A 15,931-nucleotide genomic window follows, 5' to 3' on the forward strand; every position below is an offset into this window, starting at 1 on the left:
GCCTGTGGCGGGGCAGGCCAAGCCAAGCCAAGCCCGTCAGGACCCGGTGCCGCCGACGCCGATGAAGATTGCTTGTGAAAACCTGTGACGATGGACCCCGCGCGGCCGGTCTGCCCGGTCGGCGGCCTCCGGGATCAGGATCGAATATGGGCCTGGGAATCTCGGGAGAACCATTGGCCGCCCCACCGTTCCGCGCCGCAAACGGCACCGGCGGCTGATCCACCCTAACAGTGAACGGTGCCGGCGGCATCCCACCCAAATGGGAGATGCCGCCGGCGGGGGCCGGGCGATCGTCTCATCCGGCCCCTGATGGTCAGAGCGTGAAATCCGCGGCGACGAAGGCGATGGTGCCGATGGCGCGGATCTCGAAATCGGCCACCCCGTCGCCATTGACGTCGCCGGAGATCGTGGTGACGCCGCCGGCGCTGGCCGCCCGCAGCTCTCCGGCATGGTGGCCGAAGGCCGCAGCACCGATGAACGCGAAGGCCTGGTTGCCACCGAGCACGGTGTTGGCGTCGATCGCCGCGAGGTCGATGCGGTCGGCCTGGGCGTGGCTGAAATCGGTGATCACGTCGCTGGCGGCGCCGACCGGGCTTTCGCCGATCGCGGTGTAGATGAAGCGGTCGCCCCCGGCGCCCCCGGTCAGCCGGTCGGCCCCGCCGGCACCGTACAAGGTGTTGGCGACGGCGTTGCCGATGAGGGTGTCGCCGCCGCTGCCGCCATAGACGATCTCGATCCCGGTCAGGGTATCGCCCTGGGCGGTGCCGCCGGTTGCGGTGCCGGTGGCGAGATTGACCTGCACCGCGACGGTGTTCTCGTTGTACAGCGCGACGTCGATGCCGGCGCCGCCGTCGAGATGGTCGGCCCCGGCTTCCCCGCGCAGCGTATCGTTGCCGGCCTGGCCCCGGAGCGTGTCATTGCCGGCGCCGCCCTGCAGCGTGTTGGCGCCGGCGTCGCCGCCCAGATTGTCTGCGAAGGACGAGCCGGCCAGGGATTCGATGGCCGAGAGCTGGTCGCCCGTCGCATCGCCGCCCGAGGCGGTGGCGGCGGCCAGGTCGACCGCCACGCCGGCGGCGCTGCCGGCGTAGCTGGCGGTGTCGCTGCCGTCGCCGCCGGACAGGTAGTCCGCGCCGGCGCCCCCGACCAGCGCGTCGTTGCCGGTGCCGCCATAGAGCGTGTCGTTGGCGGCCATGCCGTAGAGGGTGTCGTTGCCGGTATCGCCGGACAGGCTTTCGGCATCGGTCGAGCCGATGATGAGATCGTCGCCATCGCCGCCGCTCACGCTGCCGGCGCCGCCGCCACCGGTCTCCAGCCGGTCGTTGCCGCCGGCGCCATAGAGGTAGTCGGTGCCGAGGCCGCCGCGGAGGATGTCGTCGCCGTCGCCGCCGCTGAGGCTGTCGTTGCCGCCCTGGCCGTAGAGCGTGTCGGCGCCGCCGTAACCGCTGATGGAATCGGCGCCGGTGCCGCCGACAACGACGTCGTTGCCCGAGCCGCCGTAATAGGTCATCAGCTCGATGTTGATGGCGCGGGTGCCGTCGCTGCCGGCGCCGCTGTTGAGGGCGAAGGTAACCCCGAGCGAGGTGTTGCTGCGGTCGATATAAAGCGTGTCGGTGCCGGCGCCGCCGTCGACGAACTCGGCGCCGGTGCCGGGGTTGAGATAGTCGTCGCCGTCACCGCCATAAAGGGTGTCGTTGCCGGTGCCGCCATAGAGCGTGTCGTTGCCGGCCAGGCCCTGGATGGTGTCGTTGTCGGCATCGCCGCCGAGGCTCTCGTTGTCGGCCGAGCCGATGATGAGATCGTTGCCGTCGCCGCCGGAGACGGTGCCGACCCCGCCGCCGCCGGTCTCCAGCCGATCATTGCCGCCGGCGCCATAGAGGTAGTCGGTGCCGAGGCCGCCGCGGAGGATGTCGTCGCCGTCGCCGCCGCTGAGGCTGTCATTGCCGTCCTGGCCGTAGAGCGTGTCGTTGCCGCTGTAGCCGGTGATCGAGTCGGCGCCGACACCGCCGACAACGACGTCGTTGCCCGAGCCGCCGTAATAGGTCATCAGCTCGATGTTGATGGCGCGGGTGCCGTCGCTGCCGGCGCCGCTGTTCAGGGCGAAGGTGACCCCGAGCGAGGTGTTGCTGCGGTCGAGATACAGCGTGTCGATGCCGGCGCCGCCATCGACGAACTCGGCCCCGGTGCCGGGATTGAGATAGTCGTCGCCGTCACCGCCATAAAGGGTGTCGTTGCCGGTGCCGCCATAGAGCGTGTCGTTGCCGGCCAGGCCCTGGATGGTGTCGTTGTCGGCCTCGCCGCTGAGGCTCTCGTTGTCGGCCGAGCCGATGATGAGATCGTTGCCGTCGCCGCCGGAGACGCTGCCGACCCCGCCGCCGCCGGTCTCCAGCCGGTCGTTGCCGCCGGCGCCATAGAGGTAGTCGGTGCCGAGGCCGCCGCGGAGGATGTCGTCGCCGTCGCCGCCGCTGAGGCTGTCGTTGCCGTCCTGGCCGTAGAGCGTGTCCGCGCCGGCGTAGCCGCTGATGGAATCGGCGCCGACGCCGCCGACGACGACGTCGTTGCCCGAGCCGCCATAATAGGTCATCAGCTCGATGTTGATGGCGCGGGTGCCGTCGCTGCCGGCGCCGCTGTTGAGGGCGAAGGTAACCCCGAGGGACGTGCCGCTGCGGTCGAGATACAGCGTGTCGATGCCGGCGCCGCCGTCGACGAACTCGGCCCCGGTGCCGGGGTTGAGATAGTCGTCGCCGTCGCCGCCATAGAGCGAGTCGTTGCCCAGGCCGCCATAGAGCGTGTCGTTCCCGGCGAGGCCCTGGATGAAGTCGTTGCCGGCGTCGCCGCTGAGGGATTCGGCGTCGCCCGAGCCGATCACGATATCATCGCCATCGCCGCCGCTGACACTGCCGGCCCCGCCGCCGCCGGTCTCCAGCCGGTCGTTGCCGGCGCCGCCATAGAGGTAGTCGAGGCCGTTGCCGCCGCGGAGGGTGTCGTTGCCGTCGCCCCCGGTCAGGCTGTCATTGCCGTCGCCACCCTCCAGGGTGTCGTTGCCGAGCCCACCATTGAGCGAGTCGTTGCCGCCCAGGCCGGTGATGGTGTCGTCGGTGGTGGTTCCGGTCAGGGTGTCGTCGCCGGGGGTTCCTGGAATGATGGCCATGATGAATCCTCTGCTGCGGTGATCCGAACGCCCTTGGTGGGGCAACAGGGCCGGTCAGGGCCCGAAATCCGAAGCCGCGAGGGGAGCCCGGCCGATCATCGGCCGGCTCGCCCGTTCGTGCTGCAAACGGCACCCGCGGCTGTCACCAGCCTGCCTGGGAACGGCGTCGGCGGCATCGGCCGAACGGAGGATGCGCGCTGTCCCGGATGCGGATATTTTGATAGGTTTCGGTCCGGACGCGGAGGGTCGGCTCTTCTGACGGGGGGGTGGATGGACCGGGCAGATGCCATTCTCGAGGCCGTGCAGCGGACCTACGACGCCGCGGTGTCGCCGGATGCGTGGCCCAGCGCGCTCGAGGCCATTACCGATACCGCCCGCGGCCTGCGCGGCTTCCTGGTGGTCGAGAACCGGCTGCAGCAGCGGGTGGAGCTGTGCCTGCTGGCGCGGCACGACCCGGTCCATGTCGAGCGCTTCGCCGCCGCAGCCGAGGCCGGGATGCTGCCGTCCTGGATCTCCGGCATCGGCGTCGGGCGGGCGGTGCGCTCCTCGGCGATGCAGACCGACCGCGACTACGCCCGATCGGATTTCTACAACGAGGTGGTGCGGCGGAACGGCTGCTACCACGGCGCGGTGGCGCAGGTGTCGGACACGCCGACCCATCGCGGCGTCCTCTCGCTCTGCCGTGCCCGGGGCTGGGACGACTATGGCGACGAGGATGTCGCGGCGCTGCAGGTGGTGCTGCCCCATCTCACCCGGGCCCTGCAGCTGCGCGAGCGCATCGGCGACGCCGACCTGCGCGCCGCCGATGCGGAGGCGGTGCTCGACCGGCTCGACGCCGGCGTGATCCTGGCCGATGCCGGGGCGCGGCCGATCTGCCTCAACCGCCGCGCGGAAGCGATCATCGCCCAGACCGACGGGCTGTCCTCCGGGCCGGCCGGCCTCGCCGCGGCGCTGCCGGAAGAGACCCGCCGCCTGCAGCATGCCATCGCCTTGGCCGCTGCTGTTGGCGCCGCCGTCGCCGGGCTTGACGCCGCGAGCCGTGCCGCCTCGGCCGGAACCCGGATGCAGGTGTCGCGCCCCTCGGGGCGCTGCCCGCTGCTGGTGACCGTGATCCCGATCCGGGGCGCTGTGGCCGAGGGGCGCCGCCGGCCGGCCCCGCAAGTGGCGATCTTCGTCACCGATCCCGATCGGGTGGACGTCCCGGCCGCGGCGTCGCTGCAGGAGCGGTTCGGCCTGACCGCGGCGGAGGCCGCCTTCGCCGTCGAGATCGGCCGCGGCGACGGGCTGCAGGCGGTGGCCGAGCGCCTGTCGATCGCGCGCAGCACCGCCCGCACCCATCTCACCCGCATCTTCGACAAGACCGGCACCAGCCGCCAGGCGGAGCTGGTGCGGCTGCTGATGCGCTGCGACCAGCCGATGCTGCGTGACGGGTGAGGCCGCGAGTGACGGGTGCCGCCCGTCACAGCCCGAAATCCGCGGCGCCGAAACCCAGCGTTGCGGCCATGTTTGTGAGAGGTATTATAATACCTTGGCGCTAAGATGCTGGTGTTTCGATGCTTTTTCCGTTGACGTCGGGGAACGCCCCGCGTAAACAGCCGCCTCTCGCCGGTGCCCCTGCCAGGGGTGGCCGGCGGCATCCGTTCCCGACCCCGATCAAGGGCCCGTCATGAAGACATATTCCGCCAAGCCTGCCGAGGTGGAGAAGAAGTGGATCGTGGTCGACGCCGAAGGCGTCGTCCTCGGCCGGCTCGCCAGCATCATCGCGATGCGCCTTCGCGGCAAGCACAAGACCATCTTCACCCCGCATGTCGACACCGGCGACAACGTCATCGTCGTCAATGCCGAGAAGGTTCATCTGACCGGCAACAAGCGCCAGGACAGTGTCTTCTACTGGCACACCGGCTTCCCCGGCGGCATCAAGGGCCGTTCGAAGGGCCAGATCCTCGACAGCGCCCATCCCGAGCGCGTGATCGAGAAGGCCGTGGAGCGCATGATCACCCGCGGTCCGCTCGGCCGCAAGGTCATGGGCAACCTCAAGGTCTATGCCGGCGCATCGCATCCGCACGAGGCTCAGCAGCCCGAAGTGCTGGACGTCGCTGCGATGAATCCGAAGAATAAGAGGTAAGGCCGTGGCCGATCTGCAGTCCCTCTCCGATCTGAAGCCCGCCCTGGACAGCGTCGCGGTCGAAGTCGCTCCGGTCCAGCCGAAGCGCGACGCCCAGGGCCGCTCCTACGGCACCGGCCGCCGCAAGAACGCGGTCGCCCGCGTCTGGATCAAGCCGGGTTCCGGCAAGGTCACCGTCAACGGCCGCGACCAGGAAGTCTATTTCGCCCGCCCGGTGCTGCGCATGCTTCTGCTGCAGCCGTTCGAGGTGTGCGACCGGGTCAAGCAGTTCGACATCATCTGCACCGTCAAGGGCGGTGGCCTCTCCGGCCAGGCCGGCGCGGTCCGTCACGGCCTCAGCCGCGCGCTGGAGCACTACGAGCCGACCCTGCGCCCGACGCTGAAGGCCCATGGCTTCCTGACGCGCGACTCGCGTGTGGTCGAGCGTAAGAAGTACGGCAAGTCCGGCGCCCGCCGCAGCTTCCAGTTCTCGAAGCGCTGATCGTTCAGACCGCTCGCGGGGCAACCCGCGGACGGGACCTTCGGTTCGGCAAGGGGCGCCCTCGGGCGCCCCTTTGTCGTTCCTGGAGGTGCCGTCTCAGAGGCCTCGGGTGCGGCGTGGTGGCGACCAGGGTCGGGACCACCATGGCCGGGTCAGCCGTGGCGGGGGCAACCGGACCTTGCGTCGCCGAGGTGGGGACCACCAGTGTCGGCATGATCGCCGGCCGGGTCGGCTCGATCGCGAGGAAGCCGGCGAAGCGGCGGCCGTAGTCGCTGATCCGCATGCCGTTGTCGTCGGCCGGGTCATAGGCGCCGCCGGTGGCGATGAAGCGCTCGGTCCCATCCGGGCCGCCCAGATGCATCATGGCGCGCAGCCCGTCCCAGGTGATCGGCACCCCGGCGACGTAGAGGCCGATCTGCCGGTCCAGGCCGCGGCGCTGGATCTCGCTGTCGAGATAGGCAAGGTGCATGCGGAAGGCCGCCTGCTGCGCCGCCGGCGTGTCCAGGAAATCGCCGATGGTCCTGACCTCGGGATAGCCGGGGATGTGGAAGGTGCCGCGCCAGCGGTTGCGGGTGTCGTCCGCTGTCACCGGGGCCCCCGGGTCGTACAGGCCGGCGACCGCCGCCGCGGCCTCGCCCAACTGGAACAGCCCGGCATAGCCGCCCTTGTTCATCTGCAGCGGGTCCCGGCTGCTCTCGGCCGTGGCCAGCAGGGCGGCGAAGACCGGGTCGCTGGCATGCGGCGACCGGATGTCGGGGCCGAGGGGCGGGAAGGACACGGCAAGGCCCGGCGCGGTCGGAACACGCGCCGATGGGGCCGTCAGCAGCAGGCTGCCGGCCAGAATCGCCAACACAGCGTTGCGTCGCGATGGTGTCATCCGATCGCCGCTCTGGTGGATCCGTGGGCCGCACTGTGCCGGCCGGGGCCGTCCGGGGCAAGCCTGCATCGCCAATGCCCGCGCCGCCTCGGCCGAGCTCAGGACCCGATGCAGATTGAGCCGGAACGTCGGCCCGACTCAGCTCACCACCTTGACGAACCGCACCGGCCCGCCCTCGGCGCGGTAGGCGTAAGCGCGGTCGCTGGCCAGGCGCAGGGCGTGGCCGGCGGGAACGGCATGCGTGGCGCCGTCGACCTCCAGCACCAGCACGCCCTCCTGCACCTGGATCAGCTCCATCGTCCCGGCCGGGTCCGGCGAGGCGTCGTAGCGGCCGCCGGTCTCGATCCGCCAGTCCCACAGCTCGGCCTTGCCGCCGGAGGCCAATAGCCGGGCGCTGCCGGCCGGCGACTGCCACACCGTGGCGAAATCCTGCGGCGGGATCACCCGGGCCGCCGCCTCATCGCCGCTGCCGACCAGCGCGCCGAGGCTGATGCCCAGGCCGGCCGCGATCTCGGCCAGCGTGGCGATGCTCGGGTTGGTCTCCGCCTTCTCGATCAGCGCCAGCATGCGCAGCGACACGCCGCTGCGCTCGGCCAGCGCCGCCTGGCTGAAGCCCCGCGCCTGGCGCTCCTGGCGCAGCCGCTGCGCGATCCGGTCCAGCACCTCTCGCGACGATGTCATCGCCGGGCCTCGCTTTCACATCTTGTTGCCGATCAAGATGTAATATATTGCATATGGAATTGCGATCGATTTCCGGGGATGCGGCGATGACCTTCCAGCCTTTTGCGCTCGAGCAGTGGCAGTCGGAGTGGGAACACACGGTCGAGATCAACCTCGCCGACAGCTCGGTGCGCTGCGCCACGCTGCGCGAGGTGCTGGGCGCCGGCGCGGTCGACCGGCTGCTGGACCAGGTGCTGTTCTACCCGCAGGTCAACGGAACCGACGCGCTGCGGACCCGGATCGCCAGCCTCTATGCCGGCGCCCAGGCCGATCAGGTGCTGGTGACCACGGGGGCGTCCGAGGCCAACCAGATCCTGTGCCAGGCGCTGCTGTCGCCGGGCGACGAGATCGTGGTGATGGAGCCGGGCTACCGCCAGGTCTGGGGCATCGCCCGCAACCTCGGCTGCACGGTGAAAAGCTTCCCGCTGCTGCCCGACCAGGGTTGGCGGCCGGATCTCGATGCGCTGGAGGCGGCGGTCGGGCCGCGCACCCGGATGATCGCCATCGTCAACCCGAACAACCCGACCGGCAGCATCCTGACGGTGGAAGAGGCGGCGCGGATCACCGCCATCGCCGCCAAGGCCGGCGCCTGGCTGCATGTCGACGAGGTCTATCGCGGCACCGAACGCCTGACCGATGTGGAGACGCCGAGCTTCTGGGGCGGCTACGAGCGGGTGGTGGTGGTCGGCAGCCTGTCCAAGGCCTATGGCCTGGCCGGCCTGCGCATCGGCTGGCTGGTCGGGCCGAAGGACCTGGTCGAGGATGCGTGGCGTCGGCACGAATACGTCGTCATCGCCGCCGCCGGCCCGTCGATGCTGCTGGCCGAGATGGCGCTGGAGCCGGCCACCCGCGCCCGGCTGGTCGGACGGCAGCGGGAGCTGTCGCGCAGCGGCTGGGCCGGGCTGGAACGCTGGCTGTCGGCCCATGCCGACCTGGTCTCGGCGGTGCCGCCGGCGGCCACGGCGCTCGGCTTCGTGCGCTATCACCTCGACCTGGATTCGGTCGCGGTCGCCGATGCCATCCGGCGCCGGACCTCGGTGCTGGTGGCGCCGGGCGTCTATCTCGGCGCCGAGCACCATCTGCGCATCACTCATGGCTACGAGCACGCCCCGGCGGCGCTGGACCGCATCTCCACCGTGCTGCGGGACCTGAAGACCGGGCGCTGACGCACTCTTCCTTTTCTGTCATTGCCCGGCTTGACAGTTGAGAGAGTGGCTGGGTGAAACGGGACCTCTTCGCCTGCAACCGGCGTCCCGCAGATATCCGCCATGACCGCGATGCCGGTTCGGCGGCGCCCTCACCTATGGTAAGTACTCACACACTTATATCCCTTTCCGAGGGCAGGGCGATGCCGGCAACCGTGTTCATCGATGGCGAGGCTGGAACCACGGGGCTGCAGATCCGCGACCGCCTGGCCAAGCGCGCCGACATCGAGGTCGTCAGCCTGGCCGATTCCGAGCGCAAGGACCCGGCGGCGCGCCGCCGGCTGCTGAACGAGGTCGACGCCGCGATCCTGTGCCTGCCGGACGATGCGGCGCGCGAGGCGGTGGCGATGGTCGAGAACCCCGATGTGCGGGTGATCGACGCCTCGACCGCCTATCGCACCGCCGAGGGCTGGACCTATGGCTTCCCCGAGCTGGCGCCCGGCCAGGCCGAGGCGATCGCCGGGTCGAAGCGCATCTCCAACCCCGGCTGCTACCCCACCGGCGGCATCGCCCTGCTGCGGCCGCTGATCGACCGCGGCCTGGTGCCGGCGTCGCATCCCGTTACCATCAATGCGGTCAGCGGCTACACCGGCGGCGGCAAGAGCCTGATCGCCCGTTACGAGGCCGCCGATGCGCCGGCCGCGGGGAAGGTGCCGTTCTTCCTCTACGGCCTGAAGCTGGCCCACAAGCATGTGCCGGAGCTGAAGCGCTGGGCCGGCCTCGACCATGCGCCGATCTTCGTGCCGTCGGTCGGGCGCTACGCCCAGGGCATGCTGGTGTCGGTGCCGCTGCCGCTGTGGTCGCTGCCGAAGCGGCCCTCGGCCGCCGATCTGCATGCGGCGCTGGCAGAGCATTACCAGGGCCAGCCCTTTGTCACCGTGGCGCCGCTGGCCGAGGCCGCGGCGGCGGCCGAGCTGGAGCCCGAGGCGCTGAACGGCACCAACGCGCTGCGCCTGTTCGTGTTCGAGAACGCGGCGGAGCAGCAGGCGCTGCTGGTCGCCCAGCTCGACAATCTCGGCAAGGGCGCGTCGGGGGCGGCGGTGCAGAACCTCAACCTGGCGCTGGGGCTGGACCCGACGGCGGGGCTGCTGCCGGCGCGGTCGCAGGCGGCCTGAGGCCGCGGCATGTCCACCGGCGCGATCATCCTGCCCTATCGCGACCGGCTGCCGCGGATCGCGGCCGACGCCTTCATCGCGCCGGGCGCGGTGGTGATCGGCGATGTCGAGATCGGGCCGGGCACCAGCGTCTGGTTCGGCTGCGTCATCCGCGGCGATGTCAGCCCGATCCGCATCGGCGCCCGCACCAACATCCAGGACGGCACCGTGGTCCATGTCGCCACGGCCGACGGCCCGAGCCATATCGGCGACGACGTCACCATCGGCCACATGGCGCTGATCCACGCCTGCACCCTGGCCGACCGCAGCTTCGTCGGCATGAAGGCCTGCGTCATGGACCGGGCGGTGGTGGAAAGCGACGCGATGGTCGCGGCCGGGGCGCTGCTGACCCCCGGCAAGCGTGTGCCGGCCGGCCAGCTCTGGGCCGGCAGCCCGGCGCGCTTCGTGCGGACCCTGACCGACGACGAGCACGAGCATCACCGCAAGCTCTGCGAGGGCTATGTGTCGCTCGGCGTCGAATACCGCGCCAACGTCCTGCTGGACGCCGGGTCGGCGCTTTAGCCTTCGTCGCCGCCTGCGGCCAGGCTGGCCTTGTAGGCCAGCACGCGTTGCCGCAGCTTGCGCGGGCGCGGCATCATCCAGCGCTTGTGCAGCCACAGCCACTGTTCCGGCCGGCCGCGGACCCAGCGTTCGATCGCCTCGTTCATGGCGATGGTCGCGGCCTCGACATCGGCCTTGCGGTCGCCGGTGCGCTCGATCGCCAGCGGCGGCTCGAACACCGCGCGGTAGTTGGCGCCGGCGGTGCGCTCGATCCGCACCGGGATCACGGCGCAGCCGAGATGGTAGGCCATGGCCACGGCGCCGGGCGAGGTCATGGCGTCATGGCCCATGAACGGGACCTTCAGCCCGCCATTGTAGCGCTGGTCGACCATCATCCCCAGCACGCCGCCGGCGCGCAGGATCGACAGCGCCTTCTTGGCGTCCGCCCCCTCCATCCGCTTTTCCAGCATGATGGTGCCGACCGAGCTGCGGATGCGGTGCAGCAGCCAGCCGACCATCGGGTTCTTCGGCGGCTTGGCGATGGCGGTGAAGGGCACGCCGTGGTTGGCGGCGACGGCGGCGCCGACCTCCCAATTGCCGAAATGGCCGATCGCCATCACCACCGGCCGGCCTTCGCCGCGGGCCGCCAGGAAATGCTCGATGCCCTCGACCTGGACCCGCTTGGGGCGCCTGGCCTCGCTGCGGCGCAGCCGGCCGAGATGCGGGAACTCCGCGATCACCCGGCCGAGATTGTCCCACATGCCGCGGATGACGCGCTGGCGGTCGGCGGCCGACAGCTCCGGCATCACCAGGCTGAGATTGGCGTCGGCCCGGCGCGAGGCGCCGATGCGCGGCCCGAAGGTCCGGCCGACCCAGCCGCCCAGGGCCGAGGCGCTGCCGATCGGCAGGGCCCGCATCACCCCGTAGAGCGCATAGATCGGCATCGCCTGCACCAGGGTCGTGGCATGGCGGCGGCCGTGCTTCCGCAGCTGTTTCCTCAGCCGGTGCATGCGCTTCGACCAACCGGCTCTGGCCGGGTCCGGGGTGTCCATTGTACCGGTGATTTGGCTACCTCGCCATGCACAGGACACCGCCCGCCAAGCGGGTCCCGATGGGGTTCATTCGATCCTACTCGTGGCATGAACCCCTGTCCGTCGCCAGATGTTTCCGACATTCGACAGGAATCCGGTCGGCACGCGGCGCTTGCATCCGGGCCCGCCGATGCCATATCAGCGACCGTCCAGCCCCTGAAAGGAAAGGCAGATGAAGAAGCCCAAGCCCCCGATGGCGGGGCCGAAGCGGCGCGATCCCTTCGCGCTGGTCGCCCGCCGGCTCGGCCACCGGATCGTCCGGTCCGACAAGGTCTACAGCCGCAAGGACAAGCACCGAAGCCCCCGCTCACCCGACGGGGGCTTCGCTGTTTTCGGGGTGACGCAGGTCACGAGCTGCGTCGGACGCGCGGCTTAGGCTATCCTGGTCCGGACCACAGGAGGATGGTGATGGGCCTTCACGACAGCCGCGGCGTTCCGGTCTCGACCACCAGCCGCGCCGCGCTCGACCGCTACGAGATCGCGGCCGACCGGCTGCACAGCTATTTCCGCGACCCGCTGGCCGAGATCGAGGCGGCGCTGGCCGAGGATCCCGGCTTCGTCATGGGCCATTGCCTGCGCGGCACGCTGATGGCGCTGGCGACCGAGAAGGCGGCCGAGGCGCCGCTGCGCCAGAGCGTCGAGGCGGCCGAGGCGCTGCGCACGGACGCCAATGAGCGCGAGCGCGGCCACATCGCGGCGCTGCGCGCCTGGCTGGACGGTGATTTCGCCGGGGCGGTCGACACCTGGGGCCGGGTGGCCGAGGCGCATCCGCGCGACGGGCTGGCGCTGCAGGCGGCGCATATCGGCGACTTCTATCTCGGCCACACCCAATTGCTGCGCGACCGCATCGCCCGGGCGCTGCCGGGCTGGGACGAGTCGGTGCCGGGCTATGGCTATGTCCTCGGCATGCACGCCTTCGGGCTGGAGGAGACCGGCGACTACCGCGCCGCCGAGGCGACCGGCCGCCGCGCCGTGGCGCTGCAGCCGCGCGACCCCTGGGCGATCCACGCCGTCGCCCATGTCATGGAGATGCAGGGCCGCCTGCCGGAGGGCGTCGCCTGGCTGAACGGCCGCAGCGGCGACTGGGCGCCGGACAACATGTTCGCCTTCCACAACTGGTGGCATCTGGCGCTGTACCATCTCGACCTCGGCGATACCGCGACGGTGCTGCGGCTCTATGACGAGGCGATCCGGCCGCTTCCGTCGCCGGTGGCGCTGGAGACGCTGGACGCGACGGCGCTGCTGTGGCGGCTGCATCTGCGCGGCGTGGATGGCGGCGGCCGCTGGGCCGAGCTGGCCGACAGCTGGGCGCCGATGGCGGAGGACGGCTACTACGCCTTCAACGACATGCACGCGATGATGGCCTTCGTCGCCACCGGCCGCGGCGCCGATGCCGACCGCCTGCTGGCGGCCCAGGCCCGGCGGGCGGCCCAGGTCCAGCGGGGGGCGGGCGGCACCAACGCGGCGATGACGGCCGAGGTCGGGCTGCCGGTCTGCCGCGCCCTGCGGGCCTTCGGTGCCGGCGACTATGCGACGGCGGTCGACCTGCTCGCCCCGGTGCGGGCGGTGGCGCACCGCTTCGGCGGCAGCCACGCCCAGCGCGACGTGCTGAACCTCACCTTGGTCGAGGCGGCGCTGCGCGGCGGCCAGGCCGATCTGGCCAGGACCCTGGCGGCGGAGCGGACCGAGGCCAAGCCCGGCAGCCCGTTCAACTGGCGCCTTACGGCCAGGGCTTTGCGGCTGGCGGGAGATGAGGCCGGTGCGGTGGCTGCGGAGGCCCGCGCCAACGCCTAAGGGAGTAACGCGTTGCCTCTCCCGTTTACGGGAGAGGTCGGAGACGCGAAGCGGCTCCGGGTGAGGAGAGGGCGTCGAGGCCGGGACCAGCCCTCACCCGGTCTCGCTGCGCGAGCCCGACCTCTCCCGCCAGGCGGGAGAGGCAATCCGTTCAGCCCTCCTCGAACGGCTTCAGCCGCAGCTTGGTCTGGTGCTGCGGCGCCGCCTTGCCGTCGGTGTCGAGGCCGCGGTAGTAGCCCTTCTGCCACTTCGCCTCGTTGGCGTCGGTGCCGGGCACGGGCAGGTCGGCCAGGAAGCTGCTGCGGCCCTGGTGGAAGGCCCAGTAGCGGGCCTCAAGCTCCGGATCGTCGCTCAGCGGCCGCACCTCCGGCTCCACCGCCTCGACCATGTCGCGGGCCAGGGGGAAGAACAGGCAGAACGGCTCTCCGGCCGCGAACTCCACCAGGTGGTTGGGCCGGGTGAAGCGCCAGTTCATGGTGAAGCCGTAGGGCGACCAGTCGGTCTCGACCACGCCGGTCAGGGCGGCGATGCCGTCCTTCGGCGCGTTGGTCGGGCCGGAGACCCAGAGGTTGGCCCCCGGCTCGGTGCGCAGCAGCAGTGGCACGTGGAAGGTCAGGATGCCGGAGCCGAAATGGCCCAGCGCCGGGGCCGGGTCGTCGCCGTCGACCTCGACGCGCACCGATCCGGGGGAGGTCCCGCCGTCCCACCAGGCGCGGATCGCGGTGGGGCACAGGATCTCCCAGCCATGGGCGTTGGCGATGTTCAGCGGCAGGCAGCGATAGGCGAAGCCCTCCGGCGTCGCCGACATCCAGTCGCGGGTGGCCGGGGCCGGGCGGATGACGGGCGGCGCGCCGCCGATGGTGTGGGCGATCAGCTTCATCCTGCGACTCTAACGACGGCGGCCGTCCGCGACGACCCTGTTGGTGGCCGCGCATGGGTCCGATTAAGATCCTAGCCGACTCGCTCCGGAGGTCTCATGCGCCCGCTTCTCGCTGCCGCCCTGCTGATCGCCCTGCCCATCGCCGCCGCCCGGGCCGAGCCCGCGGACCGGCTCGCCGCCGTGACCCAGGCCGGGGTGCTGAAAATCTGCACCACCGGCGACTACAAGCCCTTCACCTATCTCGATCCGGCCAAGAACGCGTTCGAGGGCATCGACATCGACATGGCCAAGGATCTCGCCGCCGCGATCGGGGTGAAGGCCGAATTCGTCAAGACCAGCTGGAAGACGATGATGGCCGACTTCACCGGCGGCGCCTGCGACGTCGCCATGGGCGGCATCAGCATCACCCTGCCGCGGCAGAAGCAGGCCTTCTTCAGCGTTCCGGTCATGGTCGACGGCAAGACCCCGATCACCCGCTGCGAGAATGTCGACAAGTTCGAGACCATCACCCAGATCGACCGGCCCGACGTCACGCTGGTGGTCAATCCCGGCGGCACCAATGAGAGCTTCGCGCGCGAGACGATGAAGGCGGCGAAGATCGATCTCTTCCCCGACAACACCAAGATCTTCGACGAGATCCTGGCCGGCCGCGCCGACCTGATGATCACCGATGCCAGCGAAACCCGGCTGCAGCAGAAGCTGCGGCCCGGCCTGTGCGCGGTGCATCCGGACCAGCCCTTCACCTTCGCCGAGAAGGCCTATCTGCTGCCGCAGGGCGACGAGGTGTTCAAGGCCTTCGTCGACCAGTGGCTGCATTTGCGCCTGCACGACGGCGGGTACCGCAAGATCAGCGCCGCCTGGCTGGGCTGAGGCGAGAGCCCCCCTCCCATTGCCGCCGAGATTCACCATATGTGGCGGGCCATGAAAACAGAACGCGACCGGAAAGAGTGATGAGCACCTTCTTCAGCCGATCGGGCAGGATCTTCGCGACCCTCGCCCTCGGGCTGGGTGTCCTGCTGGTCGCCGTCGACCATGCCGATGCGCGGCGCATATCTCCTGGTGGGGGCTTCGGCAGCCGCGGCGAGCGGACGTACCAGTCCCCGCCCGCCACCCCCACCGCGCCCGGCACGGCGGCGCCGATCGATCGGTCCATGACGCCGCGCAGCCAGGCGGCCCAGCCGGCTCAGGCCCAGCCGGCGCCCGGCATGCAGGCCCCTGCGCGCGGCAGGTTCGGTGGCTTCGGCGGCATCTTCGGCGGCCTGATGCTGGGTGGTCTCGTCGGCATGCTGCTCGGCAACGGCATCGGCGGCGCCGCCGGGCTGGTCGGGCTGGTTCTGCAGATCGGCCTCGTCGTCCTTGCGGTGATGGCGTTCAGGCGCTTCTTCGGGCGTGGGACGGCCTATGCCGGTGCGGCAGCGCCGTCCATGCAGCGCCCGGCGTCCGGCGGCCTCGCTGCGGGGCTGGCGAATTTCAGGCCTGCGCCGCAGCCAGGGGCGTCGACGCCCCGGTCATCGGGAGACGAGATCGGCATCGGCCGTTCGGACCTCGACGCCTTCGAACGGCTGCTCGGCGAGATCCAGGCCGCCTATGGCGCCGAGGATTTCGCGCGCCTGCGCGCTCGCACCACGCCGGAGGTCATGTCCTATTTCGCCGAGGAACTGGGCCAGAACGCGACCCAGGGCGTGAAGAACGAGGTTTCGGACGTTCGCCTGCTGCAGGGTGACCTGGCGGAGTCGTGGCGCGAGGGCGACACGGACTACGCGACCGTCGCCATGCGGTATTCGAGCGTCGATGCCACGCGCGACCGGGAGACCGGCCGGATCGTCGAGGGCGACGCGGAGAAGCCGACCGAGACCGCCGAGATCTGGACCTTCGCCCGCCGGAATCGCGCCGATTGGAAGCTCTCGGCGGTTCAGGCGGCCGCCTGAGGCGACTGGGGCCTCTGCAGAGCCGGC

The 15,931-nt window shown here is 70.8% G+C and carries 15 protein-coding genes; 10 read left to right on the forward strand and 5 right to left on the reverse strand.

Annotation, left to right across the window (positions count from 1 at the left end; genetic code table 11):
* Positions 1-313 precede the first annotated feature (313 nt).
* The gene (locus E9232_RS02910; protein WP_309792027.1) at positions 314-3,148 is read right to left on the reverse strand and encodes a beta strand repeat-containing protein; all 2,835 of its coding nucleotides are present in this window, start codon (positions 3,146-3,148) and stop codon (positions 314-316) included.
* Between the two features lie 270 nt (positions 3,149-3,418).
* Between E9232_RS02910 and E9232_RS02915 the strand changes: the two genes are divergently transcribed.
* The 3 genes from E9232_RS02915 to rpsI all read left to right on the forward strand — a co-directional run bounded on the left by E9232_RS02915 (position 3,419) and on the right by rpsI (position 5,754).
* Positions 3,419-4,582: a helix-turn-helix transcriptional regulator gene (locus E9232_RS02915; RefSeq protein WP_309792028.1), complete on the forward strand. Its 1,164-nt coding sequence runs from the start codon at positions 3,419-3,421 to the stop codon at positions 4,580-4,582.
* 232 nt (positions 4,583-4,814) lie between these two features.
* Complete coding sequence (gene rplM, locus E9232_RS02920; protein WP_309792029.1) at positions 4,815-5,273, forward strand: 50S ribosomal protein L13; 459 nt, start codon at positions 4,815-4,817, stop codon at positions 5,271-5,273.
* Positions 5,274-5,277: 4 nt separating this feature from the next.
* On the forward strand, positions 5,278-5,754 hold the full coding sequence (gene rpsI, locus E9232_RS02925; RefSeq protein WP_374710592.1) for a 30S ribosomal protein S9: 477 nt from the start codon (positions 5,278-5,280) through the stop codon (positions 5,752-5,754).
* A 4-nt stretch (positions 5,755-5,758) separates the two neighbouring features.
* On the opposite strand, the gene E9232_RS02930 is transcribed toward rpsI, so the two are convergent.
* Both E9232_RS02930 and E9232_RS02935 read right to left on the reverse strand, forming a co-directional pair.
* Positions 5,759-6,607 (reverse strand): hypothetical protein, encoded by an 849-nt coding sequence (locus E9232_RS02930; RefSeq protein WP_309792030.1) that lies wholly within the window; start codon positions 6,605-6,607, stop codon positions 5,759-5,761.
* Positions 6,608-6,769: 162 nt separating this feature from the next.
* On the reverse strand, positions 6,770-7,312 hold the full coding sequence (locus tag E9232_RS02935) for a helix-turn-helix domain-containing protein (protein WP_309792031.1): 543 nt from the start codon (positions 7,310-7,312) through the stop codon (positions 6,770-6,772).
* An 86-nt stretch (positions 7,313-7,398) separates the two neighbouring features.
* Here E9232_RS02935 and E9232_RS02940 point away from each other — a divergent pair, with 86 nt between their 5' ends.
* The 3 genes from E9232_RS02940 to E9232_RS02950 all read left to right on the forward strand — a co-directional run bounded on the left by E9232_RS02940 (position 7,399) and on the right by E9232_RS02950 (position 10,232).
* Positions 7,399-8,517, forward strand: coding sequence for an aminotransferase class I/II-fold pyridoxal phosphate-dependent enzyme (locus E9232_RS02940; protein WP_309792032.1), 1,119 nt, complete (start codon positions 7,399-7,401; stop codon positions 8,515-8,517).
* A gap of 182 nt (positions 8,518-8,699) precedes the next feature.
* Positions 8,700-9,671: an N-acetyl-gamma-glutamyl-phosphate reductase gene (gene argC / locus E9232_RS02945; RefSeq protein WP_309792034.1), complete on the forward strand. Its 972-nt coding sequence runs from the start codon at positions 8,700-8,702 to the stop codon at positions 9,669-9,671.
* Positions 9,672-9,680: 9 nt separating this feature from the next.
* A complete protein-coding gene (locus tag E9232_RS02950) occupies positions 9,681-10,232 on the forward strand; it encodes a gamma carbonic anhydrase family protein (RefSeq protein ID WP_309792036.1) in 552 nt (183 codons plus the stop codon).
* Here E9232_RS02950 and E9232_RS02955 read toward each other — a convergent pair.
* Entirely contained in the window at positions 10,229-11,221 is a 993-nt protein-coding gene (locus tag E9232_RS02955) for a lysophospholipid acyltransferase family protein (RefSeq protein ID WP_309792037.1), read from the reverse strand. The genes E9232_RS02950 and E9232_RS02955 overlap by 4 nt on opposite strands.
* A 253-nt stretch (positions 11,222-11,474) precedes the next feature.
* Here E9232_RS02955 and E9232_RS02960 point away from each other — a divergent pair, with 253 nt between their 5' ends.
* Together E9232_RS02960 and E9232_RS02965 are read left to right on the forward strand one after the other, a co-directional pair.
* The gene (locus tag E9232_RS02960) at positions 11,475-11,678 is read left to right on the forward strand and encodes a hypothetical protein (RefSeq protein WP_309792038.1); all 204 of its coding nucleotides are present in this window, start codon (positions 11,475-11,477) and stop codon (positions 11,676-11,678) included.
* A 32-nt stretch (positions 11,679-11,710) separates the two neighbouring features.
* Positions 11,711-13,096 (forward strand): tetratricopeptide repeat protein, encoded by a 1,386-nt coding sequence (locus E9232_RS02965; RefSeq protein ID WP_309792039.1) that lies wholly within the window; start codon positions 11,711-11,713, stop codon positions 13,094-13,096.
* 151 nt (positions 13,097-13,247) lie between these two features.
* Here the strand turns inward: E9232_RS02965 and E9232_RS02970 are convergent, their stop codons facing one another.
* Positions 13,248-13,976: a DUF6065 family protein gene (locus E9232_RS02970; RefSeq protein ID WP_309792041.1), complete on the reverse strand. Its 729-nt coding sequence runs from the start codon at positions 13,974-13,976 to the stop codon at positions 13,248-13,250.
* Between the two features lie 96 nt (positions 13,977-14,072).
* On the opposite strand from E9232_RS02970, the gene E9232_RS02975 reads away from it, so the two are divergent.
* Positions 14,073-14,846, forward strand: coding sequence for a transporter substrate-binding domain-containing protein (locus E9232_RS02975; protein WP_309792043.1), 774 nt, complete (start codon positions 14,073-14,075; stop codon positions 14,844-14,846).
* A gap of 80 nt (positions 14,847-14,926) precedes the next feature.
* The gene (locus E9232_RS02980; RefSeq protein WP_309792044.1) at positions 14,927-15,904 is read left to right on the forward strand and encodes a Tim44 domain-containing protein; all 978 of its coding nucleotides are present in this window, start codon (positions 14,927-14,929) and stop codon (positions 15,902-15,904) included.
* The last annotated feature ends 27 nt before the right edge of the window (positions 15,905-15,931 follow it).

Origin of the sequence: Inquilinus ginsengisoli, from assembly GCF_031453975.1 — a bacterium.
In the GTDB taxonomy this organism is placed as follows: Bacteria; Pseudomonadota; Alphaproteobacteria; order DSM-16000; family Inquilinaceae; genus Inquilinus; species Inquilinus ginsengisoli_A.